The sequence below is a fragment of the Psychrobacter sp. 5A.1 genome (assembly GCF_030407455.1).
Classification (GTDB): domain Bacteria; phylum Pseudomonadota; class Gammaproteobacteria; order Pseudomonadales; family Moraxellaceae; genus Psychrobacter.
Map to the genome: position 1 here is coordinate 39603 of NZ_JASDDJ010000006.1, position 22806 is coordinate 62408.

A 22806-nucleotide genomic window follows, 5' to 3' on the forward strand; every position below is an offset into this window, starting at 1 on the left:
GATATGTCTATTTCTATGTCTGCTTCAAGCCTAAATAAAGCCAGCTTACTCAGGCGTACTATGTTGCTCTCGAGCTTAATGCTAGTGACTGCTGTCAGCTTGGCTGTGGAACCTGTACAGGCAAACTTTATATTAGGCATGGACATCCAAGGTCAACGTTTGAATCTCTATAGAGATTGCGAAGAAGGCAGCGTGACTTGCGATAATATGTTGTTGGTTGCTCCAAATTTAGGACGACTCTTGCAAACAAAACAGGTGGGCAAGAGACTCGATAACACGCCTTATGCTGTCAAGCGTTATGCGGCCAGAACCAAGCACAGTGTGTGTAAAGATGGCGTGACTCCTTGTAGATTTCAGGGTTATGCCTTTGAAGGGGAAGATGTTTACGGATTTATAGACCCATCAAATAATGAGTTATACATCACCAGTAACGGGACAACGGATGGCGACACTTTACCCTACATAGAAAATGCCAATTACCTGCCATTAACATTACAAGCTGGGCTAATTGATACTATCTACGAAACGTCTGATCAAGAATTAAACAGTGGCTATAATGACACACGACAGGAAGTCAGACGCCTATATGGCGCAAAAATGGCAGCTGATTTAAAACAAGAACAAATACAATGGATAAAACAGCGCTCAAAGAACTGCGGGGCTGATGCATCACACCAGCCAAGAACCCAAGCGGAAAAAGTGTGCTTTATTCAGCAAAATGACCTGCGAGAACGAGATTGGTTTTTGTGGATTGATTAACAGAGACTATATAAATAAAAAAGTGATGCGAACACAAATATGATATAAGTTAATGATTCGATATTGTTTAGGTTATTTAGCAAACGCTAGCCATTTTTTAGCCATTTAAATAACTATTGATGAAATTTAGCATACGCCCTAGTAGCGACTTCTTATCGTTTGGTGATAGACTCAAGTAACAAACAAAAGACAGCCTTTCATCAGGTTGTCTTTTCTTATTTCAGTATTGCTCGGAGAGATTGTATCAATAGCAATCTTACAAAACCTTGTGTCACTTAGATCGTAAGAAGAAAACAGTATGGCAAACATCGACAACGGAATGACGACGCACTCACATCAATCATGGCTAGGCACCATTCAAATCATCACGGCAGCCGTTTGCTGGGGTACGTTGGGTATATTCTCGACCTACCTCAACCAAATTGGCTTTAGTGGTTGGCAAGTAACCATATTACGCATTGTCACGGCGGCCTTTATTATATTAGCCATGCTACCAACACTGTGGCCACACCTCATCAAATTGCAGCCAAAGCAATGGCTTGGACTGGCGATGCAGTCTTTGATAGGCGTACTTGGTATGTCGGTTTGCTATTTTTTTGCGGTCAGTTACGTCGGTGCTGGCCCTGCGGTTGCCTTGCTCTATACCGCACCTGTGTTTAGCTTATTATTTTCAAAATTCTTACTCAGCGAATCCATTACTCGCCAATCAGTATTGCTGGCATTAATGGCCGTGTTTGGTGTGGGGCTAACGATGTTAGGCGAGCAAGCGACAATCAACTGGGGGATTTTACTCGGGCTATCCGCAGGAATGTGCTACTCGTTATATGGCGTATTGGGCAAGCGCGCCATGCATTACGCTCACCCTGCCCCTCTGGTATTTTTTACCTCTATTATCATTAGTGCAGCCGTGCTACTACTCTTGCCTGAGACCTATAACACTTATGATCAGCTACTAGATCTTCCCTTAATGACTTGGGGGTATGTTTTAGGATTGTCACTGCTGGGAACCGTCGTGCCGTTTGGGCTATATATGAAGGCGTTAGAAAAGCTGCCTGCCACTCGTGCATCAGTTTTTACCATTTTTGAACCATTGACTGCGATTGCGCTTGCGATGCTGTTATTGCATCAATCCTTGTCTTGGATTCAGTATTTGGGTGTGGCGCTTATCTTACTGGCAGCTTTATTAAACGCTGTATTAAATGGTACCGCCACTCGCGTACCTCGCTGGTTAAAACAACGACAAAAAATATAGTTTACTGTCTATTTATTTGAAATACATCCTACCTATTTCAAATAAAAAAAGCCCCAACCATGACCGCATGATTGGGGCTTTGTTGTTTCATCGCTTACGCAAAAACAGACATTTTTACTGCTCAATACGTTGCAAAAATGCCTGTGTACGCGGATGCTCTGATAGTTCGAACATTTGCTTAGGGCTTCCTTCTTCGACCACATGACCATCTTCGATTAAGACAACATGGTCCGCCACGTCACGAGCAAATTTAATCTCATGAGTGACGACGACCATCGTCCAGCCTTCAGATGCCAGTTGTTTCATAGTGCCCAATACATCTTGCACCAGCTCTGGGTCAAGCGCGGATGTTGGCTCATCAAACAGTAGCAATGACGGTTCGATAGCCAGCGCACGGGCAATGCCAATACGCTGCTGCTGACCACCAGACAGCTGAAACGGATACAGATCGGCTTTGTCCGACAGCCCTACTTTCTCCAGTAGTGCCAAGGCCTGCTCGCGTGCCTGAGCTTTACTTTGCCCCTGTACGACCGTAGGCCCAAGCATCAAGTTTTCAATCGCTGTCTTGTGCGGAAACAAGTTATAAGACTGAAACACCATGCCTGACTTACGTTGCAACGCCAGCAAGGTTTTTTTCTTAGGCTTGGTCGCAAAGTCAACTGTCAAGCTACCATCATCAAAAGCAATCACGCCTTGATCAGGAATCTCCAGCGCATTGAGACAACGCAAAAAGGTGGTTTTACCCGATCCTGAAGGCCCTAATATTACGACTACTTTGCCTTTATTGATGGTCAAGTCGATGCCTTTGAGCACCTGATTGCCACCGAAAGCTTTGTGAATATTAGTGACTTTGATCATAAAAATTCCTGTTGTACTGGTCTCTATTTGCGACTGTTTATTCTAAAGGGCTTATATTACTAATGGCTGTGCGGCTAACAATTACGCAATCATCACTGAGTAACCACCATTTATTTTGCCACGTAACGATCGAGCCTAGTTTCAAGCTTGCCTTGGATAAAGGTCAAGAACAGACAGATACCCCAGTAAATAATCGCCGCTTCTGTATACACCAGCATAAACTCATAGTTACGAGCCGTGATGATCTGCGCTTGTTTGAATAGCTCAGTGACCAGTACCAATGAAGCAAGTGAGGTATCTTTTACCAAACTAATGAAGGTATTAGACAACGGCGGCACCGACACTCTAAGCGCCTGCGGTAAAATCACATGGCGGAAGGTCTGTAGATATGTCAGACCAACCGTTGAGCCTGCTTCCCACTGTCCTTTTGGAATCGACAAAATCGAGGCACGCACTGTCTCCGATGCATACGCACCGATGTTCAATGAGAATGCAATAATCGCTGAGGGAAAGGGATCAAGCTTCACCCCGATACTTGGCAAACCATAGAAAATAATGAATAGCTGAACCAACATCGGTGTACCGCGAATCGCGGACACATAAATACGAGCCAGCCGATAGATTACTTCATGGAACCAAGTGGCACGCGGGACGATACGAATCAATGCCACTGTCAGTGCAATGGCCATACCAATCGCAAATGAGATCAATGCCAGCGGTATCGAATAATAGATACCGCCTTTGAGCATTGGCCAAAACGATGAAATGACAATCTGCGCTCGATCAGGACTCATAAATGGCAATACTGCCAATAAGTCCGCGAACCATGATGTAGACATTACAGAAGCTGACATTATTTTTGTTGACTTATATCAGCACCAAAGAACTCTTCGCTAAGCTTGGTGAGTGTACCCTCAGCCGCCAATGCCGCCATCGCTTCATCCAGTTTTGCCACGACTGCATCATCGCCTTTGATAAGCACTAGGCCTGAGCCTGTTTGCTCGCTAGCAGGCGCTGTCAGTTTAATCTCAAGTTTGGCATCTGGGAATTTTTTGAGATAGTCCAATACCGCGAGATTGTCATTCATCGTAAAATCAGCACGGTCTTGCTTAACCAATTGAATCGCTTGCGCCATACCATCGACAGGAACGATTTCTGCCTCATAACGTTCTGCCAGCTCACCGTAGTTACTGCTAAGTGATTGTGCGGTACGTAGACCTTTTAGGCCTTCCCACGAGCTATAGCGATCGTCATCAGTCGGTGCCAATACCACTGCACCTGACCAGCTATAAGGACTGGCTTTGTCATACTTAGCAAGACGTTCAGGCGTGGTCAAACTAACTTGGTTAGCCACCATATCAAAACGTTTTGAATCCAAACCTGCCAGCATTGCATCCCACTGAGTCTCTTTAAAGTCGACTTCTACGCCCAGTTTTTCCGCAACGGCACGTGTCACTTCGACATCATAACCCGTCAGTTTGCCGCTCTCATCATGATACGTGAACGGAGGATAAGTACCCTCTGTACCGACATTGATGGTGCCGCCATTATTGATACGCTGTAGCAAATCAGAACCGCCTGTTGCAGCGCTGTCTGTCGCACCCGCATCGGCTTCATTGGTAGTAGATTGACCACAAGCGGCAAGGAACATGGTGCTGGCGGCAAGGGCTAAGAGAGTACGACGTTTCATAAGACGTCCTTATAAGAGTGAATGAATAAAATAAGAGTGAATGAATAAAGTTAAAATAATTAAAGCCAATCAATAGGGAGAACCGAGACAAGAGCACAGTATAAAATGCCCTGCAATATTCGGTGTTGGTTGCCCGATTTGAGGTTATTTAGCCTATTTTTCAATACTGTTTCTGGTTTATTTTTGAATTTTTAACGCGTATCTAAATATCATTGCTGTTCATGAAATAGCAGCTTACGAACATAGTATCTCAATTTAGACATAAAAAACGTACAAAATCCGTGAGCATGCGAAAGGTAACACCTATAAATCACCCGAAAACTGGTAGCGATCGCCAGCATGCCACATTTTGACAAAGGTGACGACTTGACCAGCCGAATAGGTTTGGCGACACAATACCAGCGTTGGTGACTGCGCTATAATTTGTAAAAAATCAGCAATCTCATCAGGGGCAGCCAACGCTCGGATGGTATAACTACCGCGCTCCAGTGGGCTTTTGGCAATCAAATAATCACTGGTATTGACCACACTAAAATCTTGCTCAATGAACGCTGGTACTTTGTTCGCATCCACCCAGCGCTCTTCGAACTGTATGGGCTGACCATCCGCAAAGTGAATGATTTTTACTTCATATAACACAGGCGCATCACTAGCGTCTGTATAAGCGTTTGTGTGAACAAGCACAGCCGCGTCATCAATGCCAAACTTACGACGTAACTCGTCGTCGAGCATGTCAGCCGTAATGGCACGCTTACTGACGACCTTCGCCTCATAATCGCGATTGGCCGACTTCAAATCCTGTGCAATATTACGCACTTCTACAAAGGTATGGTTGAACTGCTGTTGCGCGACAAACGTCCCCGACCCTTGTCGACGCTCTAATACTCGCTCCTCGCTTAGCTCTTTTAAGGCTCGATTGACTGTCATCCGTGACACACCGAACTCTTCGGCCAGTGCCATTTCTGTCGAAATCGCATTACCTGCTTGCCACTTACCAGAGTGAATATTGTCTAATATGGCGTTTTTTATACGTTGATACGCCGGAATCGTCTTTGTCATGTCCGTTTTTAACCGTCAGCTTTACTAAAAATAATAGCCACATAATATCACGAGACCGCCATGCAAGCCTTAGTCAAAATGTCTAAGCGTTTAGTCTTGATCGAGTTAATAACAAAAATAATGCGGCTATCCATAAAAAATCCTTGCATGAAAAAAATATCTTTGATAATTTGTATATACAACTTTACGACAGTATCGATAATCTAGCCAATTTAGCAAGCAGTTAAGTGCACTCTTAGACTGATCGTAAACCACTCACTTTAATTGCCCAATCGACTTAAAAGATTTCACAAGGATTTGACCATGACTACTGATAGCAATAGCAACAAACCTACTCGACGCGATGAGAGCCGTAATATCGCTGCGCCTACTGGCTCTACCCTACATTGCAAAAGCTGGCTGACCGAAGCCCCTTATCGTATGCTGCAAAACAACCTGCATCCTGATGTGGCGGAAAACCCAAAAAGCCTAGTCGTCTATGGTGGTATCGGACGCGCAGCACGCAACTGGGAAAGCTATGATCAAATCCTAGAGTCGCTAAAAGAATTAGAAGATGACGAGACGTTGCTCGTGCAATCGGGCAAACCCGTCGGCGTGTTTCAAACGCATGAAAATGCACCACGCGTCTTAATTGCCAATTCAAACCTTGTGCCGCGCTGGGCAACGTGGGAGCACTTCAACGAGCTCGATCGCAAAGATTTAATGATGTATGGCCAAATGACCGCTGGTAGCTGGATTTATATCGGCACGCAAGGCATCGTCCAAGGTACTTACGAGACTTTCGTTGAAGCAGGTCGTCAGCATTATGACGGTAGCTGGGCAGGTCGTTGGATTTTGACCGCTGGTCTTGGCGGTATGGGCGGCGCGCAGCCACTAGCCGCTACTTTTGCAGGGGCCACTTCATTAAACATCGAGTGTCAGCAGTCTAGTATTGATTTCCGTTTGCGCACTGGTTATGTTGATAAACAAGCAGATAACCTTGACCATGCTTACGAGTTAATCAAACAACATACCGATGCGGGTGAAGCTGTCTCTATCGCCCTACTTGGTAATGCCGCAGATATCCTACCTGAAATGGTCAAGCGTGCTAATGCTGGTGGCATGAAGCCTGATTTGGTCACCGATCAAACCTCGGCGCATGATTTGATTAATGGCTATCTGCCAAGTGGCTGGACAGTGGAAGCATGGAAAGCAGCACAAGAAGATTCAGAGCAACATGCAGCACTGACCAAAGCAGCCGCTAAATCTTGTGCCGTACACGTACAGGCGATGCTAGATCTACAAGCAATGGATATTCCAACGACCGATTATGGCAACAACATCCGTCAGGTCGCTTTCGATGAAGGCGTCAAAGATGCCTTTAACTTCCCAGGTTTTGTCCCTGCGTATATTCGTCCACTGTTCTGTCAAGGTAAAGGCCCATTCCGCTGGGTAGCGTTGTCAGGTGATCCAGAAGATATCTACAAAACCGATCAAAAAATCAAAGAGCTGTTCCCTGAAAACAAACATATTCATCGTTGGTTAGATATGGCAAAAGAGCGTATTCAGTTCCAAGGCTTGCCTGCTCGTATCTGCTGGCTAGGTCTTGGTGAGCGTGATAAAGCAGGTTTGGCATTTAATGAAATGGTCAAAAACGGCGAGCTAAAAGGCCCGATCGTCATTGGTCGCGATCACTTGGATACGGGTTCTGTTGCCAGTCCAAACCGCGAAACAGAAAGCATGAAAGATGGCTCAGACGCCGTATCTGATTGGGCACTATTGAACGGTATGCTCAATGTCGCGGGCGGCGCAACGTGGGTATCACTGCATCATGGCGGCGGCGTTGGCATGGGCTACTCGCAACACTCAGGCATGGTCATCGTCGCAGACGGTACGGATGCTGCAGCCAAACGCTTAGCACGCGTGTTAGTCAATGACTGCGGATCTGGCGTTATGCGTCATGCCGATGCAGGTTATGAGCTAGCGATTAAAACAGCGAAAGATTATGGATTGAATTTGCCAATGATCAAATAGTTTGTTCCTTGTCCTTATACGCTGTAGCTGGGTATAAGGACATAATCGGCGTCTTATCAAGGAGGATAATATGATTGAGCAAAATACGACATCTAGTCTGAACGATGAAAATATGACAACATCGTCAAAAAAACTGCTATCCACCCCTATTGCTTTAATACAGCTGATCGTATTCAGTGCGATCGGTTTGGTGATGTTTTTTGTGCCGTTTACCATTGGTGAAAAAAGCACGATTTTGTTCGATCATGGCGCAACCTATCTGGTCACTCAGCAGCACACCTTATCTGTGACATTATTGTTTCTACTCATGATCTATGGTGTGAGTAAGCCGTTTATAGATGGCTCATGGCGTAAAAATATCACTCACATGATTATGACTGCTTTTAAAATCATGGGTCTTATATTGGCAGTGATGTATGTGGCTGACATAGCGCCTGCCTTTATGATGGAAAAGGACATGCTGCCGTTTTTGTTTGAAAAGTTGGCCTTACCAGTCGGTATGATTGTACCGATTGGGGCGTTGATATTGGCATTCTTGGTTGGTTTTGGCTTACTAGAAATGGTTGGTGTGCTCATGCAGCCGATTATGAAACCTATTTGGAAAACCCCAGGTTCATCAGCGATTGATGCTGTGGCTTCCTTTGTCGGTAGCTACTCCATTGGCTTACTCATCACCAATCGTGTGTATTTACAAAAGCAATATTCAGCGCGTGAAGCCATTATCATTGCGACTGGGTTTTCAACCGTGTCAGCGGCATTCATGGTGATTGTTGCCAAAACACTTGGTCTGATGGAGTTTTGGAATGTGTTCTTTTGGTCTACGCTAGTAATTACCTTTATTGTCACTGCGATTACCGCTCGTATTCCGCCTATCAGCCTCTTTGATGATAGCGTTGAACGTCCCGCTTTAGATCATAAACGTGGTACACGGCTAGCAGCTGCGTTTGATTTAGGCTTATCCACTTCGCGCCGTGCCACTGACCTCAAACAAATCTTATGGTCTAATTTTCGCGACGGTCTAACGATGGCCGCTGCTATCGTGCCGTCTATCATCGCTGTCGGCTTAACAGGATTACTATTAGCAAAATATACGCCAGTTTTCGATGCCTTGGGCTTGCTTCTTTATCCCTTTACATGGCTTGGCGGCCTACCAGAACCACTTGTCGCTGCCAAAGGAATGTCAGCGGGATTGGCTGAGATGTTCTTGCCAGCATTACTACTAAGTGAGGCAGATATTCTGACACGCTATGTCGCAGGGGTCATCTCCATCAGCAGCGTGCTGTTCTTCTCAGCCATGATTCCGTGTGTGCTTGCGACCGAGATTCCTGTCTCTGTTGGCAAAATGGTCATCATTTGGTTCGAGCGCGTGGTACTTAGTATTTTATTGGCTGCGGCTTTCGGACATCTGGCTATGTACCTCAATTGGATTGGCTAAAAAACTCAAACTCAATAATAGATATTTCGTTGATTAAAACCTTTCAACAACTTCATTTTAATAAAGATACGCATTAAAAATCATATAACCCATATAGTCGATTCAATTTAAAAGTAGTACAAGGCAACCGAGTGTAGATGTATATGTGATACTTCAAGCGAGGTTAACGCTGTAATACTTTTATAGTGGAATGGCTATATGACTTACCACACTAGGATTACCCCTATGAACGACATCAAACAACTAACCCTACACCCTCGCCAGCTTAGCTTTAAAATGCTACGTGATATCTATGAGCAGCCTGTCATATTGACACTACCTGAGAGTGCTTATGAATCGATAGATGCCTCTCACGAAGATGTACGTACCATCATTGCACGAGACAAAAGCGCTTATGGTATCAATACTGGTTTTGGCCTCTTAGCAAAGACGCGTATCAGTGATGATCAGCTTGAGCTACTTCAGCGCAACCTTATCGTTTCTCACTCTGTGGGCACTGGTGAAGCGTTACCAGACAGCGTCGTGCGATTGATTATGGTAATGAAAGTCGCCAGCCTAGCACAAGGTGTCTCTGGTGTACGCCGCGAGGTGGTGGACAGTTTACTAGCCTTAATCAACAATCAAATTACGCCAAATATTCCAGCCAAAGGCTCAGTTGGCGCATCTGGTGACTTAGCTCCGTTGTCACACATGACGCTGGCAATGATGGGCGAAGGCGATGTGTTTGTCGCTGGTAAAAAAGTACCTGCTGCTGCTGCTCTAGCGCAGCATGGGCTTGAGCCTATTACTCTTGCAGCTAAAGAAGGCCTTGCACTGATTAATGGTACGCAAGTCTCAACCGCGCTAGCGTTACGTGGTTATTTCTTAGCGCGTGATTTACTTGAAACTGCGACCATCGTCGGCTCGATGTCGATTGATGCAGCGAAAGGCTCGGACTCACCATTTGATGCACGTATTCATGAAGTACGTGGCCATCATGGTCAAATCGAAATCGCCAAAGCACATCGTCAACTCATCAAAGGCAGTGCTATTCGTGCTTCACACGATGGCGAGCAAGACGATAGAGTACAAGACCCTTATTGCTTACGCTGTCAGCCACAGGTCATGGGTGCCTGCCTTGATATCATCAATCAAGCAGGAAAAACCTTATTAATCGAATCCAATGCAGTAACTGACAACCCACTTATCTTTAATAACGAAGATGGGCCAGTTGCTATATCAGGTGGTAACTTCCATGCCGAGCCTGTCGCCTTTGCCGCAGATATTCTAGCGTTAGCTATCGCTGAGATTGGTTCTATGTCTGAGCGCCGTGTCGCTTTGCTAATCGACGCGACTCTATCAGGTGGTCTGCCGCCATTCTTGGTTGACAATGCTGGGGTGAACTCAGGCTTTATGATTGCTCATGTGACCGCCGCAGCACTGGCGTCAGAAAACAAATCTATCGCCCATCCTGGTAGCGTCGATAGCATCCCGACTTCTGCCAACCAAGAAGACCATGTGTCTATGGCCACCTATTGCGCACGCCGCCTATATGAGATGGCGCAAAACACTGCCACCATCATCGGCATTGAGCTATTGGCTGCTGGTCAAGGGATTGATTTTCATCGTAGATTAGATACGTCAGAGCCGCTGACTGTGGCACATCAGAAACTACGTGAACAAGTGACTTTCTATGACAAAGATCGCTACCTAGCCCCTGATATCGAAGCGGCCAAGCAGTTAGTATTAGACGGTACGCTTGCTGAACACTGGCAGTCACTACGCAGCGATTGGTACGAGTCTAAATAAATATTAATGTGCGGAGAGCAGCTATGACCATAGCGAGAACAGCAGCAACGACTACCACACGCATTAGCCATACACCTGCTGATATGACCCAGTGGGTAGGGCGTGCAGAGCTATTCGAGACTGCACGTGCCCGCTATTGGTATCAGCTTGCTCAGCCCTATAAGAAACAACATATTGGGCTAATCGGTTTTGCATGTGATCAAGGCGTCAGACGTAATCAAGGTCGCGTAGGTGCTAGAGCTGCCCCGCCATTGATTCGTCGAGCTTTTGCTACGCTGCCAGTCATCGCTGAATTGCAACAACGTTTTGATGGTCAATTATCAACCTTGTTGGGTGATGCTGGCGACATTCATTGTGATGATAATGATGGCTTTGCCGACAGCTCTCTTGAGCAAGCTCAGCTCAAATATGCCAATGCAGTGAGTACAATCGTCAAGCAAGGTGGACTCCCCATCGGATTGGGTGGTGGTCATGCTATTGCTTATGGTAGCTTTTTAGGATTATGGCAGGCATTAGAAAATACAAGCGAAGCAACTATCAGCACAAACACAGCGCCTACTATCGGGATTATTAATTTCGATGCCCATCTCGATATTCGTCAGTCTGATGTAGCGACTTCTGGGACACCATTTCGCCAGATTGCCGAGCATCTTGATGCACAGGGTCAGCCCTTTCATTATTGCTGTATCGGCGTTAGTCGATTCTCTAATACGGCGGCGCTCTTTGATCGTGCCGAGCAATTGGGCGTACAGGTCATTAGCGATGAAGACTGTCATTATCAGCCTTGGGATACACTTGCTGAGCAAGTTAAAAGCTTTATAGATCAGGTCGATATCGTGTATTTGACCATCGATATGGATTGCTTACCATCTAGTGTCGTTCCGGGTGTCAGTGCGCCTGCCGCCTTTGGTATTGAGCTAGGTTTCGTTGAGCGTATGGTTAAAACCATTATGGCATCAGGCAAAGTGAAAATGGCAGACATTGCTGAGATCAATCCTACCTTTGATATTGACAGTCGTAGCTGCAAAGTCGCTGCTCGCTTACTAGCGATTATTGTAGAGCAGTACTTACTTAGCGCTTAGATCTTGCCAACAAAGATCATCGACTTCACAAAAATCAGGAGCATATTATGAATGAATCAAAGAACTCCGTATTGAAAAACCCTACAGAACAGACGCTCGACGAATCTACTACGACATCATTTGACCACGTCATTATTAACGCCAATATTGCCACCTTTTCAGCGCAGCATGGTTTTGGTATTGATATAGGTAGTGATGCAAATGAGCACGCTGATAGCATCCCATACGGACAGCTACTGAACGCGGCTATCGGTATTAAAAGTGGCAAAGTCGCTTGGATTGGCACACAGAATCAAATCACTGCTCACTTGCCTAAATATCAAGCTAGCCAAATCACAGATGTAGATGATAAATGGATAACCCCAGGGCTTATCGATTGTCACACGCATATCGTCTATGGTGGCAACCGTAGTAATGAGTTCGAAGCACGTTTGCAAGGTGTCAGTTATCAAGACATTGCAGCACAAGGTGGCGGTATTGTCGCGACTGTCAGTGCTACCCGCGCTGCCAGTATTGAATCGCTATTTGCCCAAAGTGAAAAACGCTTAATCGCACTTATGAAAGAAGGCGTCACCAGTATCGAAATCAAGTCTGGCTATGGCTTGGATTTAGACACGGAGCGCAAAATGCTCACGGTCGCTCGCCAACTGGGTGAAAAGCACGACATTCATGTGAGCACCACTTATCTAGCAGCGCATGCCCTACCCACTGAGTACAAAGACCATGCGGACGACTATATTGAGCAAGTTTGCGAGTGGCTGCCAATTCTGCATTCAGAAGGCTTGGTTGATGCAGTAGATGGCTTTTGTGAAAATATCGCCTTTAGTACAGAGCAAATTAGACGAGTGTTTGAAGTAGCGCGTTCATTAGATCTACCAGTCAAACTGCACTCTGAGCAGCTGTCTGATATCGGTGGTAGTGCTTTGGTTGCTGAATATAAAGGGCTATCGAGCGATCATCTAGAGCATTTATCAGAAGAAGACATCAAGAAAATGGCCGCTAGCAATACGGTTGCTGTGATATTGCCAGGGGCGTTTTATACGCTACGTGACACCAAGTTGCCACCGATTGAAGCCTTACGTAAACATCACGTTCCTATGGCGATTTCAACCGATTGTAATCCTGGCACCTCACCGTTGACGTCGCTTTTATTAGCGATGAATATGGGCTGTACGCTGTTTTACCTCACACCCGAAGAAGTACTGGCAGGCTCGACCGTCTATGCAGCTCAAGCGTTAGGACTACCGAATAAAGGAAAAGTAGAAGTGGGCTGTGATGCTGATTTGGCGCTATGGGATATCGCCCGTCCTGCTGACTTGGCCTATCAGATGGGACTAAACCCTATCCAAGGTATCATGGTTCAAGGACAATGGCGCGAGAGGATGTAGTCAACCTACCTTTGTTTACCTCAATTAAAAAGCCCCAACCATTCAATGATTGGGGCTTTGCTATTTGTCCGTATGAACCAACTACTAGAGCATGTCTTCAATTCACTCGATAGTCATCTAAATGGGCTAAATATTGCCAAACATCGTCAAATAGCTGGTTAATATCCCGATATTATCTGCGCTATTTTTCTTGTTTGACGGCAATTTATCTCATTTTTATCACCATTTTTGAAATGAAGACACGCCCTAGAGCATGTTTAACCCTTAGAAGTAAAACTAGTTCAAAATACCAAAAGCGACCAACGCATCCGCCACACGTTTGAAACCAACCATATTGGCACCAGCCATATAATCGATATATCCATTGTCAGTTTGACCATATTGTTCTGAAGCATTCGCAGCACTGTCATGGATATCTTTCATAATACCTTTTAGACGCTCATCGACTTGCTCGAAGGTTTGATATTGACGGACAGAGTTTTGCGACATTTCAAGCGCAGACACTGCCACGCCGCCAGCATTGGCCGCTTTACCAGGGGCATAATGGACTCGGTGTAAACGGATATAATCAATCGCTTCCGCAGTGAGCGGCATATTCGCGCCTTCGACCACATACTTCACACCATTTTCGACGAACAGTTTGGCATCAGCTTCATTGACTTCGTTTTGAGTGGCACATGGAATCGCAATATCAGCCTTAAACTGCCACGGTTTTTGTTTGGCAAGCCATTGACCACCATAAACATCGACATACTCTGCCAATGGCTTATTTTGCTGTTTTTGTTTTTTGAGCCAATCGATTTTTTCTTGATTAAGGCCTTTTTCATCATACAACGTCCCTTGTGAATCAGAGACAGTTAGGACCATACCGCCAAGCGCGTTCACTTTTTCGGCAGCATGTAATGAGACATTACCTGCCCCTGATATAAGTACCTTTTTACCTTTGAGCATGTCATTTTGGGCGAGAAGCATATTTTCCAAGAAATAAACCGAACCGTAGCCAGTCGCTTCTGTACGCATCAAGCTGCCACCAAAGCCCACGCCTTTGCCAGTGATAACCCCTGTTGATTCACGCGTTAAATTCTTATACATCGCAAACATATAGCTAACTTCTCGACCACCGACGCCGATGTCACCAGCAGGCACATCCATGTCTTTGCTCACGTAATGATGTAGCTCACGCATAAAGGCATAACAAAAACGGCGAATCTCACTATCTGTTTTACCTTTAGGGTCGAAATCTGATCCGCCTTTACCGCCGCCAATCGGTAAGCCAGTTAAGGCATTTTTAAAAATTTGCTCAAAGCCTAAGAACTTTAGTACTGACTGATTGACGGTAGGATGGAATCTGAGACCGCCTTTATAAGGGCCCAAAGCATTACAGAATTGCACACGCCAGCCACGATTGATCTGTACGACACCTTGATCATCTTCCCAATTAATACGAAAACCAAATACCCGATCAGGCTCCACCAAACGCTCAAATACTTTCAAAGCACTATATTCAGGATGCGCATCGTATAAAGGTTGAATAGTAACCGCCACTTCTTTTACTGCTTGAATAAACTCTGGCTGATGCGCATAACGTGCTTCGACTTTTTTGATGGCCTGACTGATACTCATATTTTTTCCTTAGGGTAAAAATGGTGATCGTGCTTATCTGCATCGATGTCACGTCGTATGACAACAAACGAGAGGATTGTGAACACTGATGCAACACTGACATCATCGCTACATACTGGTGTTTGTAGAGATGAATGGGATTAAAAAAGCTGACTGAATTGATATCTGTCTGGCAGATTCAGAGACAAGAATATTTTTTATCTCATAACTATATATCATTATTGAAGCGCATAAGTCTAGTAAATATCAACATCAAGAAAAGTCATAAACGGTTTTTATGAGTATCCTCTAAGCGGCTACTGTTATAGCAGATGAAAACACCGATTGATTAGAACACGTCCTCCACCCAATCAACAGTCACCTAAATGGGCTAAAAATGGCACTAGGGCGTGTCCTCAATTCAAACGAGTGTCCTCTAAATGGGCTAAAAACAGCTAAATTTTGCCAAACATCGTCAAATAGTTGGTCAATATCTCGATATTATCTGCACTATCTTCCTCGTTTGACGGCAATTTATCTCATTTTTATCACCATTTTTAAAATGAGGACACGCCCTAATGACTCATCCTTATTCTGTTTTTCATGCGTCGATACATTAGATATCGATAGGCATTTGTGTTTTTATCCCTATAAAATGGAGACAAAAGGTCAATATTTGACCATAAACGGTATAAAAACCTAATAATTTGGGTTTTTATTTGAACTAATGTATATCAATATTAATAGTAAGGCTTTATAATACCCCTCTTAAAACGAGAATATTTTTGGCTAACGCTATTAGGCCGTGTCCTCATTTTGAAAATGGTGATAAGAATGTGATAAATGGTAACCAAACCAGGAAAGTAGTACAGATAATATCAGGATATTAGCAAGCTACTTGACGCAGTTTGGCAAAAATTTAGCCATTTTTAGTCCCTTTAGAGGTGACAGCTCAGATTGAGAACATGCCCTAGATTAGCCCATAAATAAAAACCAACAAACAGTACAGAGAAAGCGATATGCGTACAAACTCATTCCAGCAAATATTGGAAGACTTAAACAGCTCATCAGCAGATGTTGAAGCATCCGCCCTAATCTCTAACGATGGTCTTATGATAGCCTCAGCGCTACCAACCGGCGTTGATGAAGACCGTGTTGGCGCCATGTCAGCAGCGTTATTGTCATTGGGTGACCGTGCAGGTCGTGAATTGGCTCGTGGTAGTATTGATCGCATCATGATTCAAGGCGAAAAAGGCTATGTTATTATGACCTCATCAGGTGATGAAGCTGTACTCACCATTATGGCAAAACCGAATGCCAAGCTTGGTTTGATATTCTTAGATATTAAGCGCGCTTCAGAAGCCCTTGCAAAGCTCATTTAATTGGCGGCGGCTTATCGGATTTAGTTTTTTCTTGACAAGCACCATATCTACCCGCTTGTTACTCATTATAAATATAACAACCAACGAAGGAGATGACCATGGGTTCTCCAATCCCTGATGCACACAAGCCTGATATGCCTGCTGAGCAAATCATCCTGACGTATCATGATGGCACGTCGCGGACTGTCTATGATACTGGTATAGAACGTCCCTATCCAGATGGTAAACTGATTGTCTCACGTACCGATCTGGACGGCATTCTTACGCACGTCAATGATGCCTTTGTCGAAATCAGTGGCTATCATGTGGACGATCTGATTGGCCAGCAGCACTACATTTTGCGTCATCCCGATATGCCAAAAGCCGCCTATAAAGACTTATGGGATACCGCTGAGTCTGGAAAAAAATGGCATGGCTATGTCAAAAACTTATGCAAAGATGGCAGTCATTATTGGGTCTATGCCACTGTCGTGCCCAATATCCGTCGCGGCGAAACCGTCGGCTATACCTCGGTAAGACGCAAGCCATCACGCAGCAAAATTGAAGCGGCAATGGCTCAGTATGCCCAAATGAAACAAAATGAGGAAGGCTGAATCATGACGACACACAATATGTTAATCGCTCCTGATTTTTCGCCTGAGCGCTTTGCTGGCTGGCACATGTTCAATACGTTGATTCAAAAACGTGCCAACCTAAACATGCATCTCAATATCCCTGCATCCCATGCTGAGCAAGAACAGGTCATTAATGCAGGTGACATTCAGGTCATTTACGCCAACCCTTTTGATGCAGCCACCCTCATCCGTGAGCAAGGCTACCGAGCCGTCGCTCGTCCTATCGGCAAGTCTGATGAGATGGTCATTGCGGCAGCAGCCAATAGCGATATCACTCGTTTAGAAGACATTCATGCTGGTGCGACTGTCGCCATGGCAGACAACCGAGATGTCAAACTGATTGGCTTACGTTTGCTAGAAGCTGTCGATATAGAAGAGTCTGATCTCACATGGGATGTGACCGAGACCTATCAAGCGGCGGCCCGTAAAGTCATCAAAGGTGATGCCCAAGCCGCGTTTTTCTTAGCAGAGATCTTCCACAGTTTCTCACGCTTGACCAAAACTCAGCTATCGGTGCTTATCGAAAGTGACTTGGCCGATATCAGCCATGTACTTCTTATCAAAGAAGGCTTCCCTGATGCGAAAATCTTTATGGATGCCATTCTCAATTTGCATAACGATGACGATGGCAAAGAAGCCTTGGCTGAGCTTGGTATGCCTCAAGGATTTGAGGCTATGAATGAAGAAGATGCTGAATTTATGATTGATTTGATGCAGACGTTATTAGACTAATTATTAGTCTATATGTTGCATCATTTTGCTTATTGAAGTCATAGCCTATTGAGGCTCGCTCGATAGGGACTATGACTTAGAAGGTACTATTATGTCTGATTCAGAGCTTATCAAAGAAAACGAGAGAGTCGCACACCGAGTCTTTCGCTTTTACTCGCGTAAAGTATTTTTGGCACCCAACAACCGTCATTTTCATGAGCTGCGCATCAATGCAGCATTACTACTTCCTGAAAAAGAACCGCTACAAGGTGCTGTTGCAGACTTTTTTTATGGCTGTTGGTTTGATATTCCTTACGATGTAAATAACCTATTTACCCGTATCAAGGACCGTTTGTACCCTCATATCCAGCAAGGGTTTCTCGATTGTATTAGCAAAAAAAGATATGTTCAGCGCAATAGTATGCTGGCAACTCGCTGGAGCGTGCTTATATCGCCCTCTCTCAATGAGCAAAATCAGCGGTTGCGTATCAGCAGCGATGATGCCAAAGAAATCGCTAAAGACATCACGGCTGAGCTAATGCAAGCGCGTGATGACAAAGATTGGGGAACGATTGAGCAAATCGAAAATGAGTTTTTTTCGCACTGTATTGCGCGTCATGATCGACTTGCCTTCTCTTTAGTATGGTTTCGCTTGGGCAAAAGTGACTGGCAATTCGATGAGCGTTGGAACAACTGTCAACAACATCTTGATCAGACCGTCAAGACCTAATTTATCGCCCATTTCTCACTTTCATCACAATGGTAGCCGCTATGTCCTCTTACTTGAATGCTGATAAAACCTATCTCACCCTCACGCCAGCTGGTGTTTTTGAGGCGTTTTCACAAAACGAACCCACTGATAAGCAACAGGCACTACAGGATTTGTTGGCTTATGGGCAGACACTCCTCGCTGCTGATTGGCTACAGCGCTATTCTGATGAATGGCTACAAAGCTTTATAGAACACGGTTGGATTGAAAAACTGTCTCTGTTTTTGCCAGCACCCAATTTGCCATTAGATCAGTTTTTGCCCTATGTGGTGGCGAGCTTATCTGGCAAACGCCGTGCTGCTATCGGTTCGGATGAAGGGTTTTGTTTGGCGCGGATTGGCTATAGTCAAGAAGAAGCGGATATGCTCAGTGTCGCGGCCGCTGACTTTTCGGGTTTTATGATACGCCAAAAGCAACGCGGCTGGGCAGTAGAAAGCCAAGCAATCTCGTTCTTTCAGCAAGTCGACTTACTCATTCCTGAGACCAGCTTTGTGTTTTTATGGATTGATGGTTCAGGCTATGTACTTATCATCGATGGAGAGCCTTTGACCAACAGTCGTGCCTTTGTAGAGCTGGTATGGGCGCTCAAAACATCTGGCTTAAGATTTCTGAATTGATTCAGCCGAATCAGTTGATAGAGTGCTAAATACTATTCTTCCACACTACCCTTTCACGTTACCCTTCCGCATTGTCATGATCGGCAGTGCGATTGTATGAATCCAAGCGCACTGCTCTTACGCATCCTATAGTCAAAGAAGTCTAAAACGGATACAAGGCAGCCGACTGCAGATTGTGCATCCTTTCTGTCACCTACTGACGCTTGCTGATTTTGCGCAGCAATCACAATGCCTCCATAATTAACAACAACTTGCCAAGTTTTCGGTCATACTCCCCTTACGCATGAAAACCTTTTTCTTGCCGTGTTTAAATCTCTACACATTCCAGCGTTTACACAAGACCATTTTATAAAACCTCCAAGATTTAAACCATCTCCTCCAACGTCATACCTTACTGAAATGGCAACCTCTGCCAAACTTTGCATTCTTGCTTATTTTTTAGGACAGTTTATGACTTCGCTGACCACTGTGCGCGTGCGTTATCAAACGATTGAAATTGGCAATACCGACATCCATATTTGCACCTTACGTGACAACCAACAATTTAGCGACCCTGATGATGAGGCATTGAATCTGGGTATTTGCTCTGCTTCTTGGCCGATGTTTGGGGTAATATGGCCGTCAAGCTTGGTACTGGCTAACCACATGCTCGATTACAATATTGCAGGCAAACGTATTTTGGAAGTGGGCTGCGGCATGGCACTATCCAGTCTGCTGCTCAACCATAGACATGCGGACATCACAGCGACCGACTATCATCCGACCGTTGAGTATTTCCTTGATAAAAATACCACGCTAAATAATAATAAAGAGATCAATTTTGAGCGTTTAGACTGGGCAGAAGACAATAGCCATCTGGGTAAGTTTGATATGATTATCGGCAGTGATTTGCTCTATGAAGATCAACACATTGATATCTTGGCTGAGTTTATAGTGCGTCATGCTATGCCCGCATGTGAGGTCATCGTGGTCGACCCTGGTCGCGGTCGCAAAAACAAACTGACCAATAAGATGACTGAGTTTGGTTTTAGTAGTACGCACATTAAGCCTGAGAATACCGCTTATCTAGATTTGCCTTTTAAGGGCCATATCTTGACGTTTTCTCGGGATAAAATGGGCCAAAACGAATAAAAGAGACAGAGCAGCTTTATAGTGTATTCCCTATATCCCTTGTCACTGCTAAATAATATCTTGCCACTGTTGACGGGTAATCTTGTACAGCACATGCTCAGCAAGCGGATGAGTCGCATTGAGCGCAGGATGATAGAAGTTATCTTGCGTATCAATCATACCAATACGCTGCATAATCAGTTGCGAACGTTTATTAATGACCGCCGTAAATGACACCACTTCCTCAAGCCCCAACTCAGTAAAGGCAAAATCCAAAGACGCACGAGCGGCTTCCGTGGCATACCTTTGCCCCCAATAGTCACTATGTAACCGCCAAGCAATCTCGACCGCAGGGGCAAATGACATGTCCGTATGCGTGTCATTCAAGCCAACAAAGCCGATAAAATGACCGCTATTTTCTTCACGATCTTTTAGGCCAATCGCCCAAAGCCCCCAGCCGTTATCCTGAATAAGCTGTTGGCATTTATTGGCGATGATATCGCTTACTTTAGTGGTTAATAGCTTAGGAAAGTACCGCATAACTTCTGGGTTAGCATTGATCTCAGCAAAGCTCGCAAAGTCACTTGATTGCCACTGCCTCAGGTATAGACGTTCTGTTTCTATCATGTTCTACTGGCCCTACTAGTATAGGGTCTGTTGAACATTCAAATGTGGTGCTGGCAGTCACTATTTTTTAGACAATATGCAGTGAAATTTTTGACGCCTAGTCATTCTAGGTTAAACAATTTCGCCATATATTGGCAGAAAATAGTACTGCCCTGAAAGGCTGATGCTAAAATCACCCCAAACGTTGTTGCAATCCTAGTTAAGGTCTCGACATTATCGTCGGCTTGCGCCTAATTTGGTGCAATTTTAGCAATCAGCAGCCCTAATATTTGAATGTTCAACAGACCCTAGTGTCGTGTGTCCATTTTATTCAAGATCGACCATATCATTTCATGAGGCTGTCGTGATAGCTTAAGCTTTTTTGATAGCTCAAGCTTTTGTAATAATGGTCTCTTCATCAAAGCGCGATTTAGTTAGTTCAGCATTAAAGTCGTCTTCACTACGGTAGCCAAGCGCAACCATGGCAACGGCTGTATAGCCTTTACGACGCAAATCAAACTCTTCATCAAGTGCTTTTAAATCCGCCCCTTCCATCGGTACAGCATCGATACCTAAAGTCGCTGCACCTAGTAGCAGAGCGCCCATATTGAGATATAGCTGCTCTATCAACCAATGTGGCTCGTCTTTTTGCTCATAACGACGCATGTCCAAAAACATCTTGCGGACTTGATGCATTTGCTCTTTAAATTGTGGTTCCGCAAAACGGCCGTCAGCATCTTCTTTCTCTAGTATGGCATCTAAAAATGCATCATCAGCATAGACACGACTACAGAATACGATGACATGTGAAGCATTTTTTACCTTTGCCGTATTAAATCCATACATGCCATCCGTGCCTTTAGCGATTCGAGCTTTACCAGCCTCATCATCAGCAATGACAAAATGCCAAGGCTGAATATTGGTGCTCGAAGGACTGAGGCGCAAGATATCTTTTAAACTTTGAAAATCTTCTGCTGAGATTTTTTTATCAGTATCAAATACTTTGGTGCTATAACGCCAGTTCATTGCTTCGGTGATATTTTTCATTGATGGTTCCTATAATAAGTATGAAAGGTTCATCGTCTCTTAGACGAGTTGACGCTTGGGTTATCGTTTTGACAAGGCCACTCTAAATGAAAACTAATCTTATTGCCATGAATGCTTGGTTAAGTATTCATGGGTTTTGTTATTGGTCAGTCAGCGTATTGCAATAACGCCTACTTTCTCATTGGTTATGATTACAATTAAGCTACCTAAGTCGTAACGCAGAGTGCATTGTAATCAGTCAATCATTCTCTTAATATTGACTGACTTGCTCGTTAGCAAATCGGACTGTCTGGATAATTTTATCCGATATGCCAATATCTACAAGCCCCCAATAAAACATACATAATAATACCCGCGAGGAAATATGAGCACATCAGAAAAACCACTCCGAATAGATATCGTCTCAGACGTCGTCTGCCCTTGGTGCGTCATCGGCTATCGCCAATTGGCAGCAGCACTTGAGCAAACCAATACCGCTCACACTATCCACTGGCATCCGTTTGAGCTAAACCCAAACATGCCAAGCGAAGGTCAAAACCTACGTGAGCACATCATTGAAAAATATGGCTCGACCAAGCAAGAGTCAGATGATAGCCGAGTCAGAATGACTGAAGCTGGACAGGAAGTTGGCTTTGAATTTAATTTCAATGATGATACACGTATGCACAACACCTTTAATTTGCATCAGCTGCTACATTTCGCTGATCAACAAGGCCGCATGCATGAGCTAAAGCAAGCCTTGTTTGCCGCACATTTCACCAATAACAGAGACATCTCCGATATCAACGTGCTTGCCGATATTGCAGCAGAGACTGGTCTTGATCGTAGTGAATCATTGGCAGTGTTGGAAGGTCAGTTTTTTGCGAAAGAAGTGCGAACAGAAGAGCAGCATTGGCAACAGCAAGGCATTCAAAGTGTTCCGGCCATTATCTTTAATGAGCGTCATCTGGTTAGCGGTGCTCAAGGAGTTGAAAACTACATCAGTATCTTAGAGCAGTTGGCCAACATGACTGAGTAAATTGTC

At 44.6% G+C, this 22806-nt stretch carries 21 protein-coding genes; 14 read left to right on the forward strand and 7 right to left on the reverse strand.

What is annotated here, in order from left to right; translation table 11 throughout:
* Window positions 1-3 precede the first annotated feature (3 nt).
* Both QL982_RS02485 and QL982_RS02490 read left to right on the forward strand, forming a co-directional pair.
* Entirely contained in the window at window positions 4-759 is a 756-nt protein-coding gene (locus QL982_RS02485; RefSeq protein WP_290164068.1) for a lysozyme inhibitor LprI family protein, read from the forward strand.
* A gap of 298 nt (window positions 760-1057) precedes the next feature.
* On the forward strand, window positions 1058-2011 hold the full coding sequence (locus tag QL982_RS02490; RefSeq protein WP_290164069.1) for an EamA family transporter: 954 nt from the start codon (window positions 1058-1060) through the stop codon (window positions 2009-2011).
* 114 nt (window positions 2012-2125) lie between these two features.
* Here the strand turns inward: QL982_RS02490 and QL982_RS02495 are convergent, their stop codons facing one another.
* From QL982_RS02495 to QL982_RS02510, 4 genes are all read right to left on the reverse strand, one after another.
* Entirely contained in the window at window positions 2126-2869 is a 744-nt protein-coding gene (locus tag QL982_RS02495) for an amino acid ABC transporter ATP-binding protein (RefSeq protein WP_197216680.1), read from the reverse strand.
* A 110-nt stretch (window positions 2870-2979) separates the two neighbouring features.
* Complete coding sequence (locus tag QL982_RS02500; protein ID WP_290164070.1) at window positions 2980-3723, reverse strand: amino acid ABC transporter permease; 744 nt, start codon at window positions 3721-3723, stop codon at window positions 2980-2982.
* Complete coding sequence (locus QL982_RS02505; protein WP_290164071.1) at window positions 3723-4559, reverse strand: amino acid ABC transporter substrate-binding protein; 837 nt, start codon at window positions 4557-4559, stop codon at window positions 3723-3725. The genes QL982_RS02500 and QL982_RS02505 overlap by 1 nt, the downstream gene beginning before the upstream one ends.
* A 303-nt stretch (window positions 4560-4862) precedes the next feature.
* Complete coding sequence (locus tag QL982_RS02510; RefSeq protein WP_290164072.1) at window positions 4863-5618, reverse strand: UTRA domain-containing protein; 756 nt, start codon at window positions 5616-5618, stop codon at window positions 4863-4865.
* A gap of 303 nt (window positions 5619-5921) precedes the next feature.
* On the opposite strand from QL982_RS02510, the gene hutU reads away from it, so the two are divergent.
* From hutU to hutI, 5 genes are all read left to right on the forward strand, one after another.
* Entirely contained in the window at window positions 5922-7631 is a 1710-nt protein-coding gene (gene hutU, locus QL982_RS02515) for a urocanate hydratase (RefSeq protein WP_290164073.1), read from the forward strand.
* A 70-nt stretch (window positions 7632-7701) separates the two neighbouring features.
* The gene (locus tag QL982_RS02520; RefSeq protein ID WP_290164074.1) at window positions 7702-9066 is read left to right on the forward strand and encodes a YjiH family protein; all 1365 of its coding nucleotides are present in this window, start codon (window positions 7702-7704) and stop codon (window positions 9064-9066) included.
* A 225-nt stretch (window positions 9067-9291) separates the two neighbouring features.
* Window positions 9292-10854, forward strand: coding sequence for a histidine ammonia-lyase (gene hutH, locus QL982_RS02525; RefSeq protein WP_290164075.1), 1563 nt, complete (start codon window positions 9292-9294; stop codon window positions 10852-10854).
* Window positions 10855-10877: 23 nt separating this feature from the next.
* Window positions 10878-11936 (forward strand): formimidoylglutamase, encoded by a 1059-nt coding sequence (gene hutG / locus QL982_RS02530; RefSeq protein WP_290164076.1) that lies wholly within the window; start codon window positions 10878-10880, stop codon window positions 11934-11936.
* A 47-nt stretch (window positions 11937-11983) separates the two neighbouring features.
* Window positions 11984-13324: an imidazolonepropionase gene (gene hutI / locus QL982_RS02535; RefSeq protein ID WP_290164077.1), complete on the forward strand. Its 1341-nt coding sequence runs from the start codon at window positions 11984-11986 to the stop codon at window positions 13322-13324.
* A 276-nt stretch (window positions 13325-13600) separates the two neighbouring features.
* Here the strand turns inward: hutI and gdhA are convergent, their stop codons facing one another.
* Complete coding sequence (gdhA, locus tag QL982_RS02540) at window positions 13601-14947, reverse strand: NADP-specific glutamate dehydrogenase (protein ID WP_290164078.1); 1347 nt, start codon at window positions 14945-14947, stop codon at window positions 13601-13603.
* Between the two features lie 998 nt (window positions 14948-15945).
* On the opposite strand from gdhA, the gene QL982_RS02545 reads away from it, so the two are divergent.
* The 6 genes from QL982_RS02545 (at window position 15946) to QL982_RS02570 (ending at window position 20150) form a co-directional block, all read left to right on the forward strand.
* A complete protein-coding gene (locus QL982_RS02545; protein WP_290165752.1) occupies window positions 15946-16308 on the forward strand; it encodes a roadblock/LC7 domain-containing protein in 363 nt (120 codons plus the stop codon).
* A 98-nt stretch (window positions 16309-16406) separates the two neighbouring features.
* Window positions 16407-16901 (forward strand): PAS domain-containing protein, encoded by a 495-nt coding sequence (locus QL982_RS02550; protein WP_290165754.1) that lies wholly within the window; start codon window positions 16407-16409, stop codon window positions 16899-16901.
* Window positions 16902-16904: 3 nt separating this feature from the next.
* Complete coding sequence (locus QL982_RS02555) at window positions 16905-17654, forward strand: PhnD/SsuA/transferrin family substrate-binding protein (protein ID WP_290165756.1); 750 nt, start codon at window positions 16905-16907, stop codon at window positions 17652-17654.
* 91 nt (window positions 17655-17745) lie between these two features.
* On the forward strand, window positions 17746-18363 hold the full coding sequence (locus tag QL982_RS02560) for a hypothetical protein (protein WP_290165758.1): 618 nt from the start codon (window positions 17746-17748) through the stop codon (window positions 18361-18363).
* Window positions 18364-18404: 41 nt separating this feature from the next.
* Entirely contained in the window at window positions 18405-19019 is a 615-nt protein-coding gene (locus QL982_RS02565; protein ID WP_290165760.1) for a hypothetical protein, read from the forward strand.
* A gap of 450 nt (window positions 19020-19469) precedes the next feature.
* Window positions 19470-20150 (forward strand): histidine kinase, encoded by a 681-nt coding sequence (locus QL982_RS02570; RefSeq protein ID WP_290165761.1) that lies wholly within the window; start codon window positions 19470-19472, stop codon window positions 20148-20150.
* A 48-nt stretch (window positions 20151-20198) separates the two neighbouring features.
* Here the strand turns inward: QL982_RS02570 and QL982_RS02575 are convergent, their stop codons facing one another.
* Together QL982_RS02575 and nfsB are read right to left on the reverse strand one after the other, a co-directional pair.
* Window positions 20199-20756 (reverse strand): GNAT family N-acetyltransferase, encoded by a 558-nt coding sequence (locus tag QL982_RS02575; protein WP_290165762.1) that lies wholly within the window; start codon window positions 20754-20756, stop codon window positions 20199-20201.
* Window positions 20757-21125: 369 nt separating this feature from the next.
* Window positions 21126-21782, reverse strand: a complete 657-nt coding sequence (gene nfsB, locus QL982_RS02580; RefSeq protein ID WP_290163818.1) for an oxygen-insensitive NAD(P)H nitroreductase — start codon at window positions 21780-21782, stop codon at window positions 21126-21128.
* Window positions 21783-22146: 364 nt separating this feature from the next.
* Between nfsB and QL982_RS02585 the strand changes: the two genes are divergently transcribed.
* Window positions 22147-22800, forward strand: a complete 654-nt coding sequence (locus QL982_RS02585; protein WP_290163819.1) for a DsbA family oxidoreductase — start codon at window positions 22147-22149, stop codon at window positions 22798-22800.
* Window positions 22801-22806 lie beyond the last annotated feature (6 nt).